General features: G+C 49.0%; 13 protein-coding genes and 1 pseudogene. 10 read left to right on the top strand and 4 right to left on the bottom strand.

The window, feature by feature from the left end:
- Positions 1–171: 171 nt before the first annotated feature.
- From HQ50_RS06860 to HQ50_RS06875, 4 genes are all read right to left on the bottom strand, one after another.
- On the bottom strand, positions 172–1,668 hold the full coding sequence (locus tag HQ50_RS06860) for a DegQ family serine endoprotease (protein ID WP_039421517.1): 1,497 nt from the start codon (positions 1,666–1,668) through the stop codon (positions 172–174).
- A 214-nt stretch (positions 1,669–1,882) separates the two neighbouring features.
- The gene (locus HQ50_RS06865) at positions 1,883–2,140 is read right to left on the bottom strand and encodes a type B 50S ribosomal protein L31 (protein WP_004585129.1); all 258 of its coding nucleotides are present in this window, start codon (positions 2,138–2,140) and stop codon (positions 1,883–1,885) included.
- 314 nt (positions 2,141–2,454) lie between these two features.
- Positions 2,455–2,760 (bottom strand): helix-turn-helix domain-containing protein, encoded by a 306-nt coding sequence (locus HQ50_RS06870; RefSeq protein ID WP_039429268.1) that lies wholly within the window; start codon positions 2,758–2,760, stop codon positions 2,455–2,457.
- Positions 2,747–3,073, bottom strand: a complete 327-nt coding sequence (locus tag HQ50_RS06875; RefSeq protein WP_039429269.1) for a type II toxin-antitoxin system RelE/ParE family toxin — start codon at positions 3,071–3,073, stop codon at positions 2,747–2,749. Before HQ50_RS06875 ends, HQ50_RS06870 begins: the two co-directional genes overlap by 14 nt.
- Positions 3,074–3,155: 82 nt before the next feature.
- On the opposite strand from HQ50_RS06875, the pseudogene HQ50_RS10775 reads away from it, so the two are divergent.
- The 10 genes and pseudogenes from HQ50_RS10775 to HQ50_RS06915 form a co-directional block, all read left to right on the top strand.
- A pseudogene (locus tag HQ50_RS10775) lies at positions 3,156–3,639 on the top strand (transposase family protein); the annotation flags it as partial.
- Between the two features lie 228 nt (positions 3,640–3,867).
- Positions 3,868–3,927: a hypothetical protein gene (locus tag HQ50_RS12165; RefSeq protein ID WP_235317953.1), complete on the top strand. Its 60-nt coding sequence runs from the start codon at positions 3,868–3,870 to the stop codon at positions 3,925–3,927.
- 318 nt (positions 3,928–4,245) lie between these two features.
- A complete protein-coding gene (gene guaA, locus HQ50_RS06880) occupies positions 4,246–5,766 on the top strand; it encodes a glutamine-hydrolyzing GMP synthase (protein WP_039429270.1) in 1,521 nt (506 codons plus the stop codon).
- A 71-nt stretch (positions 5,767–5,837) separates the two neighbouring features.
- Complete coding sequence (panB, locus tag HQ50_RS06885; RefSeq protein ID WP_004585127.1) at positions 5,838–6,659, top strand: 3-methyl-2-oxobutanoate hydroxymethyltransferase; 822 nt, start codon at positions 5,838–5,840, stop codon at positions 6,657–6,659.
- A gap of 51 nt (positions 6,660–6,710) precedes the next feature.
- On the top strand, positions 6,711–7,343 hold the full coding sequence (locus HQ50_RS06890) for a trimeric intracellular cation channel family protein (RefSeq protein WP_039426016.1): 633 nt from the start codon (positions 6,711–6,713) through the stop codon (positions 7,341–7,343).
- A gap of 289 nt (positions 7,344–7,632) precedes the next feature.
- On the top strand, positions 7,633–8,199 hold the full coding sequence (ahpC, locus tag HQ50_RS06895; protein ID WP_004585168.1) for an alkyl hydroperoxide reductase subunit C: 567 nt from the start codon (positions 7,633–7,635) through the stop codon (positions 8,197–8,199).
- 166 nt (positions 8,200–8,365) lie between these two features.
- On the top strand, positions 8,366–9,913 hold the full coding sequence (ahpF, locus tag HQ50_RS06900; RefSeq protein ID WP_039429271.1) for an alkyl hydroperoxide reductase subunit F: 1,548 nt from the start codon (positions 8,366–8,368) through the stop codon (positions 9,911–9,913).
- 176 nt (positions 9,914–10,089) lie between these two features.
- Positions 10,090–11,889, top strand: coding sequence for a translational GTPase TypA (gene typA, locus HQ50_RS06905; protein ID WP_039429272.1), 1,800 nt, complete (start codon positions 10,090–10,092; stop codon positions 11,887–11,889).
- Positions 11,890–11,989: 100 nt separating this feature from the next.
- Positions 11,990–13,828, top strand: coding sequence for an Omp28-related outer membrane protein (locus tag HQ50_RS06910; protein ID WP_039429273.1), 1,839 nt, complete (start codon positions 11,990–11,992; stop codon positions 13,826–13,828).
- Positions 13,829–14,514: 686 nt separating this feature from the next.
- The gene (locus tag HQ50_RS06915) at positions 14,515–16,644 is read left to right on the top strand and encodes a lipopolysaccharide assembly protein LapB (protein ID WP_039429274.1); all 2,130 of its coding nucleotides are present in this window, start codon (positions 14,515–14,517) and stop codon (positions 16,642–16,644) included.
- The last annotated feature ends 17 nt before the right edge of the window (positions 16,645–16,661 follow it).

The raw sequence follows: 16,661 nt of genomic DNA on the forward strand, positions 1-16,661 counted from the left end.
TAAATTGAACTGCAAAAGTAGTAAATATCCTTAGTAATCGGAAAAATACAATCGCTCCTCTCTCGATCTTTCCTCTGGGTATGAGAAGAAGGTAGAGAGAAGAGCGACTGCAGCGGGAATAATCCCAGTCGGGTGCGCGCGACTTACATCAAGGTCTTGTATTCCCTGTCCTTATAGTTCTACTTCGAAGGTCCGTATGTTGCCGTCCGGATAGAACCCGCGTACGATAATCAAGCGACCTGATCGGTTTTGTCTTGCCTCACGGACAATCTCGCTGACATCCGAGCCTGAGCTTACTGGTTGGCGGTTGATCGAAAGAACGATGAATCCTTTCTTGATACCTGCTTCCTTGAATTTTCCTGAGCTTACAGAGGCTACCTCTACACCATAAGAAACACCATAGGACCGCATTTGTTCAGTACTCAGATCTTTGAACGATGCTCCGAGTATGCTTTCTGAGGATTCGCCGGTGATCACTGAGGTGCTTCCTTCATTGTTCTTCAGGGTCACGGTCAGCTCTTTGGTCGTCCCCTTGCGGTTGACGGTCAGCCTTACCTTGTCCCCCGGTCTGTAGCGGCTGATGGCCTCTTGCAGTTGTGGGAAGCTCTTTATCTGTTTGCCTTCTACGGCAGTGATCACATCGCCTTTCTGCATACCGGCAGAAACGGCTGCGCTGACCTCGGCAAAGTCTGCCACAAGAGCACCCTCGCGTACCTTCAGATCGTATTTTTTGACGGCTTCGTCCGATATATCTCCACCGGCAATACCCAGCACTGCACGCTGTACGGTGCCATACTGCTTGATGTCCGCTACCACTTTTGCCGCTATGGAAATGGGTACGGCAAATGAATAACCGGCATAGTTGCCCGTCTGGCTGTAGATCATCGTATTGATGCCGATCAACTCACCGCGATCGTTTACTAAAGCTCCACCGCTATTGCCCGAATTGACGGCAGCATCGGTCTGGATAAAGGATTCGATCTGGAGCGAACCACCTCTGGCTGCTTGCTGTGTGGAACGCCCCTTCGCGCTGACGATACCGGCTGTTACCGTAGAGGTGAGATTAAAGGGGTTGCCCACTGCCAATACCCATTCCCCGACGCGGAGCTTGTCCGAATCGCCGAAAGGCATCGTCGGCAGTCCCTTGGCATCTACTTTCAGCAAGGCTATGTCGGTCGTGGCATCGCTCCCGATCAGTTTGGCCTTGAAGGTGCGATTGTCATTGAGCGTTACCGTCATTTCTTTCGCTCCCTTTACCACATGATTATTCGTGATGATATATCCGTCTGTACTGATGATTACCCCCGAACCGTAGCCTACTATCTGCCGTGTTTGGGGACGTTGGAAGTTCCTGGATTCGCCTCCGAAGAAGAATTCGAACGGATCGAAGTACTGCTGTGAGTCCATTCGCTGCTCGGACTCCACTTTGATGTGTACTACGGCGTGTACCGATGCTTCTGCAGCTTCGACCAAATTGGGCAGAGCGGCGGAGGCTCCGGATGTCATTGTGTAAGATGTCTGCTTGAATCCGAATTCGTTTTCCGTACCATCGGTTATGAAAGATTCGCCTCGGTAATGTCCCAAAGCTGCCACTGTTGCCACCGATGCCACTGCGCTGACGGCTGCTACGCCAAAGGCTCCCGTCACGTATTTCCACACTTTGTTCATACAATGTTCTCTTAAAGTTTGACTAATGTGTTTTGTTGTTTATGCTTAGATAGACGTCGGTAAGGGCGTCAGGTTTATTGGGCTGCAAGCAGAAAGCGCAACACCCGCTCAGCAAAATAGCTTTGAGCGGGTGTCAAACTAATCCTCTCCGCATCCTTGAGGCTCTGTAGAGCTTTCGATGCGAATGAGTATTCAAAAAAGGCGAAAGAAATACTTACTTCTTCTTGTTGCGGTCGCCGTAACGGCTCATGAACTTATCCACACGACCAGCCGTATCGACAAGTTTGGCCTTGCCTGTGAAGAACGGATGCGACGTATTGGAGATTTCCACTTTGATCAAGGGGTAAGTAACGCCGTCGATCTCGATCGTCTCCTTTGCCTCCATCGTAGAGCGTGTGATAAAGATGTCTTCGTTGGACATATCCTTAAACACTACCGGACGATAATTTTCGGGATGAATACCTTTTTTCATTGCTGTCTATTTAGTTTTGTTCTTGTTTTCGTTCGTTATTGACGCACTCTGCGTTGGTAACCGTTCGTTTATAATTGGATAGAGATTTCCGGACGGCAAAGGTAGGGATATTATTTTACTTGGCAAGCAGCTGGCCAAGGTGTAGATTCTGCAGATTCCATAATCCCTTGAAGATAAAAAAAGAACTTTACTACCACTGTCGGCAATCCACAACAACAAAAAGGGCTGCACCAAAATCGAATTTTGACACAGCCCCTCTCTTCGTTGTTATATGCATCAGCCTTACAAACTTACTGCCATCGACTCACCATCGGTTAGATACCTATCGGATTGCTGATATCAATGCGTAAGTCAAGGGCTGTGATTAGTCGGAAGAACAGCCCAACACCGGGCTCTATCACTCCGTTTTCAATCTTTGAGATATAGGACTTTGAAGTACCGACTCGCTTGGCAAGTTCACTTTGAGTAACCTTAGCTTCTTTGCGTGCTCGCAAGAGTAGTTGGGCGGCATAGAACGCTTTGGCTTCCTCCTCAAATGCTTGCCGTTCCGGACTACCCTCTTTGCCGTAGCGAGCATCCAGCACCTCATCGTAATCCGTAAGATGATTATTTTTCTGCATAGTATTCCTCCTTTATTCTTAAAGCCTTTTCTATTTCATTGTTCGGGGTCTTCTGCGTTTTTTTCTGGAACCCATTGAACAAAACAACAACTTGCCCCTCGTCAAAGATAAAGAACACACGATAGATATTTCCATTGCATTCTGTTCGCAACTCGAACAAACCATCACGAATGAATTTCACGAATTTCGAGGAAATATGCTCCTGCGTTTTTAGTAGCTGTAGTCCGTAGTCCACCTTTCTTCGTTCACCATCATTCAACTTTTCAATGAAGTCAAAAAAGTATTCCTTATAGACCTTTATCTTCCTTTTCATGTTGCTAAGGTAACAAAAGTTTCTATATAAAGCAACTTTTCTGACAAGGCAACCGCATCAAAATGGGAGTATCATTGAGGTTATGCATGTGAAAGATTATTTTTCTGAAGTAAAAGATTTTCGCGTCGTGGGTCGTTGTAAGCATAAGTTAAGCGATATATTGGTGATTGCTTGAGCTAGTTATCTGTTTGGAGGAGAGGACTATGAGTCTATTCATGAGCCTTGTTTGGAGTGAGGAGCTTCGCTTCGTCCTGTAGTTGAATTCCCTAAAGCCTGTCTGAGTGTAGACACCTCCGAGAGGGTTCTACAACGCATCGAGTCTGAATCTCTCTATGCTTGTCTTGAAATTTATAGTAAAGGTCTGAGAATCACTTGCATTGGCATCTCGATGTAACTTTTAGGGAAGATGCTTGTCGAGCATGGAAGGATTATTCAGTAACCGACCTAAATAACTGAGAAAGTTTGTTTTAGCCATTGTATCGGAATACAAAGACAGGCTATTCTTACGAAATAGATTATTCAAAGCTGCTCTGAGCATAGACTATCTCAAAAAGCTGCTCAAGATTCGATGCGGCTGCCTTGAGTTAGGCCGAGTCAAAAATGAGTTCGATCATTCATGTCGGACATTCATACTTCCGATATAAGCAGGAGGGGAGGCATACTCGTGTATGCCGATGAATCGTGCGTCGGATTTTGCGAACCGCGATCGTTGTAATTGCGGCGCGAGAATTTCTAAAAAGTGGCGCGTAGATTATTTCCTTGCGGTTCGAGAATTTTTTTGTTCCCGCGCCAAAATGAAAAAATTCTCACGCCACGTTTTTAGGAGCATGAAACAAAAAATTTTACGAACGTAAACGGGGCGAATCGAAGTTTTACTTCGGTCTCGTTTCCTATCTCTATTCGCCAATGAAAGTCCCAAGGCTCCCTTTTAGACAAAAAATCTTGGACAGAAACCTTCTGTCAGGAGGATTGAGGAGATGAAGTTGCAGTCCTCGGTCATATACCTATAATATATAGGGGAGTGGATCGGATCGGTTTGCTCCTTCTCGAAGAGGGGGTGATCTGTCTCGTTTCGGCCTGTCTTATGAGAATTATTCGAAGCAGTCGTTGGCGGGTTTAAGGTGTTTCATATACCTTTGCGCTGCAATGCAATTATAAAGACTGTTTTCTCCATGTTGGAAAAGCTCATTATTCTGGACTTCGGTTCTCAAACTACACAGCTCATCGCCAGACGAATTCGCGAGCTGAACACCTACTGCGAGGTTTATCCCTACAACAAACTGCCGGAAGACCTCTCAGGAGTGCGAGGCATCATCCTGTCGGGGAGTCCTTATTCCGTGTATGACAGCAAAGCCTTCCGTGTCGAACTGAGCGAATTGCGAGGCAAATTGCCTCTCTTGGGTATCTGCTACGGAGCACAGAGCCTTGTCCATCAAGCCGGTGGCAAAGTAGAGCCGTGCGATAGTCGCGAATACGGGCGAACACATCTGACCCTCCGGCAGCCTGATGATGCACTGCTGACTGGCCTGCAATCCGGCACTACGGTGTGGATGTCCCACGGCGATACGATTACGTCATTGCCTGAAGGATTCGAGGTCATAGCAGGTACAGAGGATGTGCCTAATGCTGCATTCCGCATCCGAGGGGAGAAAACGTGGGGCGTACAGTTCCACCCCGAGATCTACCACTCGGAGGAAGGTACCAAACTGCTTGGCAACTTCCTCGATATATGCGGCGTGAAGCGCGACTGGACTCCGGCTTCTTTCATCGAGGCGACTGTGCAGGACCTTCGCGAACGCTTAGGTGATGACAAGGTGATCCTGGCACTCTCCGGAGGCGTGGACAGTTCGGTGGTGGCAGTGCTTCTGAACAAAGCCATCGGCCGCAACCTGACTTGCATATTCGTCGATCACGGCTTGCTGCGTAAGGGCGAATTCGAGCGCGTACTTCAGGACTACGAGCACTTGGGTCTCAATGTAATCGGGGTGAATGCAAAAGAAAAATTCTTCGCAGCCCTTAAAGGCGTTACCGATCCCGAGCAAAAACGGAAGATTATCGGTCGTGCCTTCATCGAAGTGTTCGACGAAGAAGCCCGAAAGCTGAAAGATATTAAATGGCTTGCTCAGGGCACGATCTATCCCGATGTCATTGAAAGTCTGAGTATCACCGGTATGGTGATCAAGAGCCACCACAATGTGGGAGGACTGCCCGAGCGGATGAATCTCCGCCTCGTGGAACCGCTCCGTACCCTCTTCAAGGACGAAGTGCGTCGCGTGGGTCTCGAGCTTGGCATGATGCCGCACCTGATCCATCGCCATCCTTTCCCCGGTCCCGGTCTTGGCATCCGTATTCTCGGAGAGATCACGGAAGAGAAAGCCGCCATCTTGCAGAACGCCGATGACATCTATATGAGCCTTATGCACGAGTGGGGGCTGTATGATCAGGTATGGCAGGCCGGAGCTATCCTGCTACCGATACGATCCGTGGGCGTAATGGGCGACGAGCGTACCTACGAATACACCGTGGCACTGCGTGCCGTGACTTCTACGGATGCCATGAGTGCCGATTGGGTGCATTTGCCGTATGATTTTCTGGCCAAGGTGTCGAACGAAATAATCAACAAAGTGCGTGGCGTAAACCGCGTAGTCTACGACATCTCCTCCAAACCCCCCAGCACGATCGAATGGGAATAATAATGTCAGTGCCCGTACACAAATCTGTACAGTGACCACCGATCCTATTCACTATTATAAAAACTGCTTTCATGTCCACGTACCAACCGGAAGATACTCGTAAGGTAACTACACATCGCCTCATCGAGATGAAGAGCCGTGGGGAGAAAATCTCCATGCTCACAGCCTATGACTACTCTATGGCTAAGCTGGTCGATGAGGCCGGTATGGATGTCATTCTTGTAGGTGATTCGGCTTCGAACGTTATGGCCGGCAATGTCACCACCCTACCTATCACTCTCGATCAGATGATCTACCACGGCAAATCTGTGGTCAAAGCCGTCAAGCGTGCTCTTGTGGTCGTAGATCTTCCTTTCGGATCCTATCAGGGCAACTCCAAAGAAGCCTTGTGCTCGGCCATCCGTGTGATGAAAGAGACACATGCCGACTGTATCAAACTCGAAGGGGGAGAAGAAGTGCGCGAGTCCATTGTGCGAATCCTGTCGGCCGGTATTCCGATCATGGGGCACCTCGGGCTGATGCCTCAGAGCATCAATAAGTTTGGCACCTACAATGTCCGCGCTAAGGAAGAGGCCGAAGCCGAGAAGTTGCTTCAGGATGCTCACCTCTTGGAAGAACTCGGATGCTTCGCTCTCGTCCTCGAAAAAATACCGGCCGAACTGGCTACACGTGTGGCTTCGGAGCTGAGCATTCCGGTTATCGGTATCGGTGCCGGAGGCGGTGTGGACGGTCAGGTGCTGGTGATGCACGACATGCTCGGTATCACAGAGGGGTTCAGTCCCCGTTTTCTGCGCCGTTATGCCAATCTGGCCAACGAGATAGATCGGGCACTCAAGCATTATATCGCCGATGTGAAGAGCATGGATTTCCCCAATAAGGACGAGCAGTACTGATCCTGCTTCCCTTGGATCTTACGTTTTCTCCACAATTATCAGTGATCGACTATGCATGGAATAGAAGAAGGGCTTACCGAATTTATCACATGGTGCGATTACCTCGGTACCTTTGCATTCGCCATCAGTGGTATTCGTTTGGCCGCAGCCCTACGCTTCGATTGGTTCGGAGCCTATGTGGTCGGTGTGGTTACGGCTGTCGGTGGGGGTACGGTGCGCGACATTTTGCTTAACGTCCCACCGTTTTGGATGCTCCAGCCTTCTTACCTTTTCATCTCTATGCTCGCTCTCATCTTCACGATTGTATTTCGGAAGTATGTAGTACGGCTGAATCATACGGTTTTCATTTTCGATACTGTCGGGATAGGCCTGTTCACCATAGTGGGTGTGGCCAAAACTTTCGAATGCGGATATGCGTGGTGGCTGGCCATTGCGATGGGTACGATCACAGGGTCGTTCGGTGGTATGATTCGGGATATTCTGATCAATCAGACACCGCTTATCTTCCGCAAGGATATATATGCCATGGCATGCCTGATCGGAGGGGCGGTCTATGTGGGACTCATGTACACGACTCTCCCGATCGAAATCATTCAGTTCATAGCAGCCTTTATTGTCGTGGCAGTGCGATTCGTCTCGGTGAAATACCATATCAGTATCCCCGCTTTCCGCGGAGCCGTATAAATTGTCCCCAAAACAGAATTTTTCCTTTTGGAGGTATCTCCTTTTTGACTGTCACCTTATTACGATAGCAGTGGAGAGTGATACTCCGCTCCCTCTCTTTATCGCGTTGGGCATCATATGCAGACGGAAAAAGTCGCCGGTAAAAAGGCGACTTTTTTGCTTTTGACTGTGCCTATATAGATGTGGTCAATGATCCGATATATCGAGGCTGTTGCGGACAAAGGATAGTACACATAGCTTTGCACCAGAAACAAACATTCATACTAAACAAACTAAAAACAAAAGCATTATGACTCCTATCCTGAACACAGTTTTCCCCGAGTTCAAACTCAATGCCTATCACAATGGCGAATTCAAAGTAATTACCAACGAAGACCTGAAAGGCAAATGGTCATTGGTCGTTTTCTACCCCGGCGATTTTACATTTGTGTGTCCGACGGAATTGGAAGACTTGGCCAATAAATATGAAGAATTCAAGCAACTCGGAGTAGAGGTTTACTCTTGCAGCTGCGATACCCATTTCGTACACAAGGCATGGGCCGATGCTTCTCCTGCGATCAAGAAGGTACAGTATCCCATGTTGGCCGATCCCTCCGGTGCACTCACTCGCGATCTGGGTATCCTGATCGATGATGTTCACATGGCTTACCGTGGCTCTTTCGTGATCAACCCCGAAGGCATTATCAAAATCGTAGAGCTGAACGACAACAGCGTAGGCCGTGATGCAGAAGAGATCCTCCGCAAGATCAAGGCTGCACAGTACGTAGCTGCTCACGATGGCCAGGTATGTCCGGCCAAGTGGCGTGAAGGTCAGCAGACACTGAAGCCGAGCATTGATCTCGTTGGTAAGATCTAAGCAGTAAACCGAGGAGAGAGGGTGTGTCGGAATCGCGAAACGAGGCGATCACAACACACCCTCTTTCTTTAAGGTACGAGAGAGTTCTCTATGCTCTTCCTCTGAATACAGTGAGAGAATCGGAACTCTTGACAAAAATCCCTTTTTAATCATTATCCTAACGACTATGCTTGATAAAGATACTCTTGCCCAAGTGGGTTCTTATTTTGCCCAACTGAAAAAGTCCTATACATTACGACTCAACGCTCATGCGTCCCATCCTTCCTACAACGAGGCGAAGGAAATGCTCGATGGGCTTGCATCCGTTTCGGATCACGTTCGTGCGGAATACATTGCTGCAGATGGTTTTCGTATCGATCTGCTCGTAGACGGAGCAGATAGCGGCATCGGCTTTCGTGGTATTCCGGGAGGCCATGAATTTACCTCATTGCTTCTTGCGATTCTGAACAATGATTGTATCGGAAGGAATATCCCCGATGAAGGAGTACAGGATAGAATCCGCCGTATCAATGGGCCGATAGAGCTGAAAACCTATGTCTCCCTCTCCTGCACGAATTGTCCTGATGTGGTGCAGACCCTCAATATGATTGCCATTCTCAATCCGGCCATCAGTCATACCATGGTCGATGGTTCTTTCTTCCCAGACGAAGTGGAGTCGCTGGGTATCGCTTCCGTTCCGACGGTTATGGCCGGAGATGAAGTGATCCATGTGGGGCGTGGCGACATGGCCGCCCTGCTTAACAAGATAGAAGCCAAATATGGCTCTGTCACGGCCGAGTCGGGAGATAAGAGACCACGGCCTTTCGACCTCCTTGTCGTGGGCGGTGGCCCGGCCGGATCGGCTGCAGCCATCTATTCTGCTCGTAAGGGGCTGAAGGTAGCCATAGTAGCCGAACGGGTAGGCGGACAAGTAAACGAAACGGTAGGAATCGAGAATCTGATTTCCGTGCCTTACACCACAGGATCGGAACTCGCATCTAACCTCAATTCTCATATCAAGGCCAATACGATCTCCCTCTTCGAGGCGCGAACCGTGTCGTCCATCACACAAGAAGAAGGTATATCCCGTGTGGAAGTGACTTCCGGAGAAGTCTTCACGGCTCCGGCTCTTATCATGGCTACGGGTGCTTCATGGCGCAAGCTCGGTGTGCCCGGGGAGAAAGAATATACGGGTAATGGTGTAGCTTACTGCGCTCACTGCGATGGGCCTTTCTTCAAAGGCAAACGCGTGGCCGTGGTCGGTGGAGGGAACTCCGGTCTGGAAGCTGCCATCGATTTGGCCGGCATATGCGAACATGTGACCGTAGTGGAGTTTCTGGATGTACTCAAGGCTGATGAAGTGCTTCAAAAGAAAGCACGTGAAACGGCCAATATCGACATCCTCCTCAGTACTGCTACCAAAGAAATCATGGGCAACGGACAGAAAGTGGAGGGAATACTGCTTACCGATCGCAATACGGGTGAGGAAAAGCAAATCGCACTCAGTGGCGTATTCGTACAGATCGGTCTTGCCGCCAATACAGCCCTTGTGAAGGATTTGGTAGAAACAAACAGCCGAGGCGAAGTGCTCATCGATACTTCTTGCCGCACCAATACGCCCGGTATATATGCTGCAGGTGACTGTACTACTGTGCCCTACAAACAGATCGTCATTGCCATGGGCGAAGGAGCGAAAGCAGCCCTCTCAGCTTTCGAGGATCGCATACGTGGCTGATCCCGATCGGGAGGCCCTCGTATTATTCACAACTACTATTAAGAAGAGGCTGTGTCGAGTTCTTTTTCGACGCAGCCTCCTTTTTATTGGTGGTATTATAGTGTCTTAGCTTTTACATCCGTTCCGAAAAACAGCCTGTTTTACTACCTTTGCCCCCAATTATTTAGAAAAAGAAAATGCAGGACATCAGGAACATTGCCATCATTGCCCACGTGGACCATGGTAAAACTACGCTCGTGGACAAGATGCTCTTAGCCGGCAAGCTTTTCAGGGATGACAAGGCTGCCGAAGTGGATACTTTCCTCGATAGCAACGACTTGGAACGCGAACGCGGTATCACCATTCTTTCCAAAAACGTCAGTATTCGCTATAAGGGTTGTAAAATCAATATCATCGACACCCCGGGACACGCCGACTTCGGCGGTGAAGTGGAGCGCGTACTCAATATGGCCGATGGATGCCTCCTGCTGGTGGATGCCTTCGAGGGGCCGATGCCGCAGACTCGGTTTGTGCTGCAAAAAGCCATCGAAATGGGACTCAAGCCCATTGTTGTCATCAACAAAGTAGACAAACTCAACTGTCGCCCAAGCGAAGTACAGGATATGGTGTTCGACCTCATGTGCAGCCTCGATGCGTCGGAGGATCAGCTTGATTTCCCCACCATATACGGCTCGGCCAAGCAGGGTTGGATGAGTACCGATTACAAACATCCCACACAGGACATTGCTCCGCTACTCGATGCCATCATCCGACACATCCCCACTCCCGAACAGCCGGAGGGTGCTACGCAGATGCTCATTACATCGCTTGACTATACTTCCTATGTAGGGCGCATTGCCGTCGGACGAGTACATCGCGGCACACTCCGCGAAGGGCAGGACATCATGCTCTGCAAACGTGATGGCACGATGCAGAAGCAGCGAATCAAGGAGCTGAATACCTTCGAAGGCTTGGGACGAGCCAAGGCCGACCATGTGGATGCAGGAGATATATGCGCTATCATCGGTTTGGAAAGTTTCGAGATCGGGGAGACCATTGCCGATGCCAACGCTCCCGAAGCTCTTCAAGCGATTGCGATCGACGAGCCGACGATGAGTATGCTCTTCACCATCAACAACTCACCGTTCTACGGCAAGGAGGGCAAGTACGTCACCAGCCGGCATATTCACGACCGTCTGATGCGAGAATTGGACAAGAATCTGGCTCTTCGGGTAGAGACCACCGATAACGCCGACAGTTGGCTCGTATTCGGGCGCGGTGTGCTGCATCTTTCCGTTCTTATCGAGACCATGCGCCGCGAGGGATACGAACTTCAAGTGGGGCAGCCTCAGGTAATCATCAAGGAGATAGACGGCGAGCGGTGCGAACCGATAGAGCTTCTTTCGATCAATCTGCCGGAAGAGTCCTCCAGCCGTATCATAGACATCGTGACCCGTCGCAAGGGGGAGATGGTGATGATGGACAACAAGAACGATCGGGTATTCCTCGACTTCCATATCCCTTCGCGAGGGATCATCGGGCTCAATAATGCCGTACTGACGGCATCGGCAGGAGAGGCCGTAATCGCGCACCGTTTCTTGGAATTCCAACCGTGGAAAGGAGAGATCGAGCGACGTAACAACGGATCGATCATTGCACTCGAAAGCGGAACGGCCTATGCCTATGCCCTGAATAACCTCCAAAGCCGCGGACGCTTCTTCATTTCTCCGCAGGAGGAAGTCTATGCCGGTCAGGTCGTGGGTGAGCACACGAAGGAGGGCGATCTCTGCGTCAATGTCTGCAAGAGCAAAAAACTCACCAATATGCGTGCTTCCGGCAGCGATGATAAGGTGTCATTGGCTCCGCCCGTGGTATTCAGCCTTGAAGATGCTTTGGAGTATATCAAGTATGATGAGTATGTGGAGGTGACGCCGAAGAGCATGCGCATGCGGAAAATCATCCTCGACGAGACAGAACGTAAACGCCAAGGGAGATAATGGCAGCAAAGTATTTGCATATCTCATCCATCTGTCGTATTTTGGTGCCCGAAATAGAGAAAATCAAACAAATTGTTTCACTAATAAAAGATATACGAACATGAAAATCTTTTCTCGTTTAGCGCTTATCGCCGTAGGATTATCGTTTCTGGGGCTGAGCGCATTTGCGCAGAAAGCACAGAGCAAACGTGCCGATGCGTATCCTCGTACTGCTGTTATGGAGGTTTTCACCGGCGAATGGTGTGGTTGGTGTCCACTTGGCAAATTCTTTGTGGAAAAAGCTTACAAACAGCTTTCTCCCGAGGAACAAGCCCGTGTGGTTATCAGCTATGTCCACGATGGTGACTTCATTACTCAACAGTTCCCTCTTGTTGGTTCATATGGAGGATCCTTGGCTAATGCTTTTGGTGTGACCGGATTTCCTAATGCGGTAATTGACAGGACAAAAACGACCACATTCAACTCTGTAGCATTCAATCCTAATCATGGGGATGAGAAACTCCTGAAAGCTATTAGAGAACGTTTGGCTCAAGAAGCTCCAGGTACGGTGGATTTTACCTTGACGAAGAATGGGGACGAATTCACAATGAATATCAAGGGTGAATTGGCTTCTTCTCTTGCAGGTCAAGACGTTTATATTAGTTCATACTTGATTCGCGATAGCATTCCAAAGAAAAGCCAGAGCAATTATGTAACCTCTCCCTCTCAAGTGGGTGGAGATCCTGCATTATTTGCAGAATATCAAGCTTTTTGGAAAAACTTTAAGCATGACCATACCATTTTGCAGCCGCTGACTTCGGCCCAAGGAGAAAAAGTTACTCCGGATGCAGATGGTAAATTCAGTATGACCAAAGCTTTTACTCCTAATTTCGCTCCTTATAACACGGATTACTCCCATGTAGTAGTTATTTTGCATTTTGCAAATAGCACCAAGAAAGGCATCATCAATGCTATGCAGAAAGACATGGTGGCTGGTCAGCCAGAACCCGAACCGGAGCCCGAACCGGAACCACAGCCTCAGCCGGCCTTGAAAGAAGTGATGTTGGAGCAGTTTACGACAGAGAAGTGTGGTTATTGCCCCGGAGGAGCTACGACGATTAATAACGTCATCACCAGTATGATCGAGGAAGTTAAGGTTAGTTGGGTTTCTCATCACGCAGGCTTCTATACAGACTTCTTGACCGTTCCGGAAAGCACTCAGTTGCTCTCTCTGTATTCAATCGGAGGAGGCCAAGGAACTTTCGCTCCGGCCTTTATGGTCAATCGGAATAAGGTCAACGGAAAGGTGGTACATGGTGTTTCTGCTGCCAACGTAAAGAATTTGATAAATTTTGCAAAAGAGCATTTGGCTTCCGGCATTGAGATCGAATCTGAAATCTCATATGATAAAGACACACGTAAGTTCAAGATCAAAGTCAATGCTCCGACAACATCCGAATTCACAGGTGGCAACGACCTCTATCTGAACGTAGCACTCACAGAAGACAATATCAAAGCACAGAACCAAGCAGGTGCCGGATCAAACTACATCCACAACCACGTGCTTCGTCGCTTGCTGGGTGGTGCAAATGGACAAAAGGTTGAGCCTTCTGCTGCTACCTATGAGTGGGAGTATGATATTCCTAACGATTGGAAGACGGACAAAATGAAAGTGATCGTGTTTGCTCACCATGCAAAAACGAATACGGCAGATCCTTCGGTCTATCGTAGTCGTGAGTATCCTTTCCCTGTAGCGTCTACTATTTCCGACGTCTTGGATCAGAACATGAAGGTATATGCCGTCAATGGCGATATTCTTATCGAAGGTGAATACCAATCTTTCCGCGTATTTGATATGCAGGGTCGTATGCATGCCGGCAAGAACCTTCAAGCAGGTACCTACGTAGTTTCTATCGAAGCTAATACGGGCAAGATCATTAAGAAAGTTGTTGTGAAATAAAAAAAATTGGATATCACTGTCTGCTTGTGTCCAAACTTGGACCCGTGGAGATATCTGAGCCATTCTATAAGTAAGAGTCGGGCTGTAAGGAAATACCTGGAGCCCGGCTTTCTTTTTTCTAACAAAGTATATATGTGATGTGTAAGGGCATATTTGTTGTATATAATCTGTCTATGCCAATATGAGAATGACCATCCCGCCCCCAAGTGACCTTATTATCTTGTTTGCTGTAACGAAAAATCGGCTATCAATTTTTCTTTGTCGTTTATTAGTCAGATAAACCTTTTGTATGAGAAAAGACATCCTCATAGGAGAATTACGCTGGCGTATATAGTCGATGTAGTTTTTAGATGAACATTATGCTCAGGATTATGCTCGAAATCGACAAGCTCCCGCAGCTTCTGTATACCATCGACAATAGATTCGAGATGAGCGTTACCTGTGTTTTGCATTTTCTTCAAACAGCAACTCCTACTTGATTTGTTTAAAGAAGAACGCATTAATCAAAGGATTTGAGATGATTTAGGCCTGAACAGGTGGTTGGGCCGGTTCAACAAACGAACTTGCGGGCTTGTTGTATCGAAGAGGGGAAGAGGTTTTGGCGCGAGAAATTTGTCGCATAGGAGTTATTCGTACATTTGTCCGATAGCGGATGAGCCAAAAACAATAGACCCAACAAAACAACAGTGACTCAGCAATTACAAATACAAAAAATATATCAGGCTGTCGGGGACGGACTGCTGACCGAGGCATTCGGCCTCGTTCGTGCATCGGTATCCCCGCAGCAATCGCATTTCCTCACACGCATTGACGATCTGGAGAACGTCTATCGGCAGCTCTTGTCCTACTTTGCCCAAGGTGTCAAGGACGAAAAGCAGGCCGAGATGCTTCTCTATCTCAAACGCAAGCTCATGGGCCTGGCCGCCGAAGTGCATCGCGAATCCGTGGTGGCGCAGGGTACCGGACTTTTCTACGATCGTCTTCGTTACCGTCGCAGTATCGGATTCGAAAGCCTTGTCACCCTATTGGAACAGGCAGAGGCAAGCACCGTTCGCAAGCAGTTCGATGAATTGGTGCGGCTCATATTCGATAGCCTGTGGACAGCCGATGCACTTACGGATGAAGAGACGGCAGCCCTTTCACATGCAGACGAATATATTCGCCTTGTCTCTGTCTCGGCCTTGACAATGGCACTGCAACAGCAATGGCACTCGAAGAAGCTCTACTTCTTGCTCGAAGAGCTGGCACGTCCCGATATCACGGCCGACTATCGCGCTCGCTTGCTCGTTGGAGTCGTCCTCACCATCCGTTCGTATCCCCACCATGCTCGACTCTATTATAATGAGATCGCCTCTCGATTGGAGGCTGTCAATGAACAAATCCCTTTGGAGTCGGCCCTTGAGATGCTTTCGATTCGTTTCCTATTTGCCTGCGAAACCGAGTCCATCACCAAGCATTTGCAGACCGAGCTTTTCAGCGATATGCAGAAGATAGCCCCCGATCTGCGCAAATTTGGCATGGGTGATACCGAGTCCATACAGGAGACCGGTAATCCGGAGTGGATGGAGGAACTGGAGAAGAGCGGTCTGGGAGATAAGATCAGAGAGTTCTCCGAATTGCAGCTCGAAGGAGCAGATGTCATGCACTCCTCATTTATGAACTTGAAGGGAAGCAGCTTTTTCCGCGAGATGCATAATTGGTTTCTGCCTTTTGATGCTGCCCATAGTCGGATAGCCCCGCTACTCGAAGAAAATGCTGTTCTTAAGCAGCTGGTGGAGACGATAGGTCCCCAACTCTGCAACTCCGACCGCTATTCTTTCATCGTTTCTATGGAAAGCATCCCCGCCGCTCTTCGTGGTTCGGCCATGGGAGCTGTAGGAGGTGAGCTGGATGCACTCAAAGAGCAGATGAAGCAGGATGTGCCGACTGGCAAGACCGGCAAATTGGATGCAGCCATCAAGGGCTATCTACAGGATTTGTACAGATTCTATAAGGTGTGTGAACGGAAGAACGAATTCGATGATATTTTCCTCTCATCCATTGCACCGGATCTACCTCTGCTTGATCGCTATCTCTATAAACGTGATACACTTTTGCATACGGCCGAATTTCTCTTCCGCCGCAAGCATTATGATCGAGCGGCAAAGCTGTTGGCAGATTTGGCCCAAGGAGAAGAGGGAGCCACAGATACCACCCTGCACCAAAAGCTCGGTTTCTCCCTCCAGCAGCAGGGGCTTTTCTCCCAAGCTCTGGCTGCATATTCGCGTGCCGAACTGATCGATACAGAGAACGAATGGCTACTCAAGCGCATGGCGCACTGCTACCGACAGCTACGTCGTCCGGCCCAAGCAGCCGAAATATATGCACGCCTATTCGAGCGCAATCCTCACGAAGCGACTTTGCTCCTACAGCGCGGGAATGCACTCGTAGAGGGCAGCCGGTACGACGAAGCTCTCCAATGCTTCTTCCGATATGAGTTCAGCGTGGACGATGCGTCGAAGGCTGGCCGTCCCATCGCTTGGTGTCTCTTCCTCACCGGCCAGTATGAACGCGCGGCTGATTATTACCGTACATTATTGGAGTCCGACCCTCTCTCGACTTTCACAGATCGGCTCAATGCTGGGCATACAGTTCTGGCCATGGGGCGGATCCCTGATGCGATCGACCACTATCTTGCGGGATTGAAGCTCACTCCGGGCGGGAAAGATGAATTTCTCGCAGCCTATACAACGGACATACCAGTTCTTCTAAAGGCCGGTATCGAGGACACAGTTATCAGGCTTATTCCGGAAGTACTGAGGCTACACCCGAACTAACGGAATTACTAATGTTT

It is taken from the genome of Porphyromonas sp. COT-052 OH4946 (genome assembly GCF_000765965.1).
Classification (GTDB): Bacteria; Bacteroidota; Bacteroidia; order Bacteroidales; family Porphyromonadaceae; genus Porphyromonas; species Porphyromonas gulae.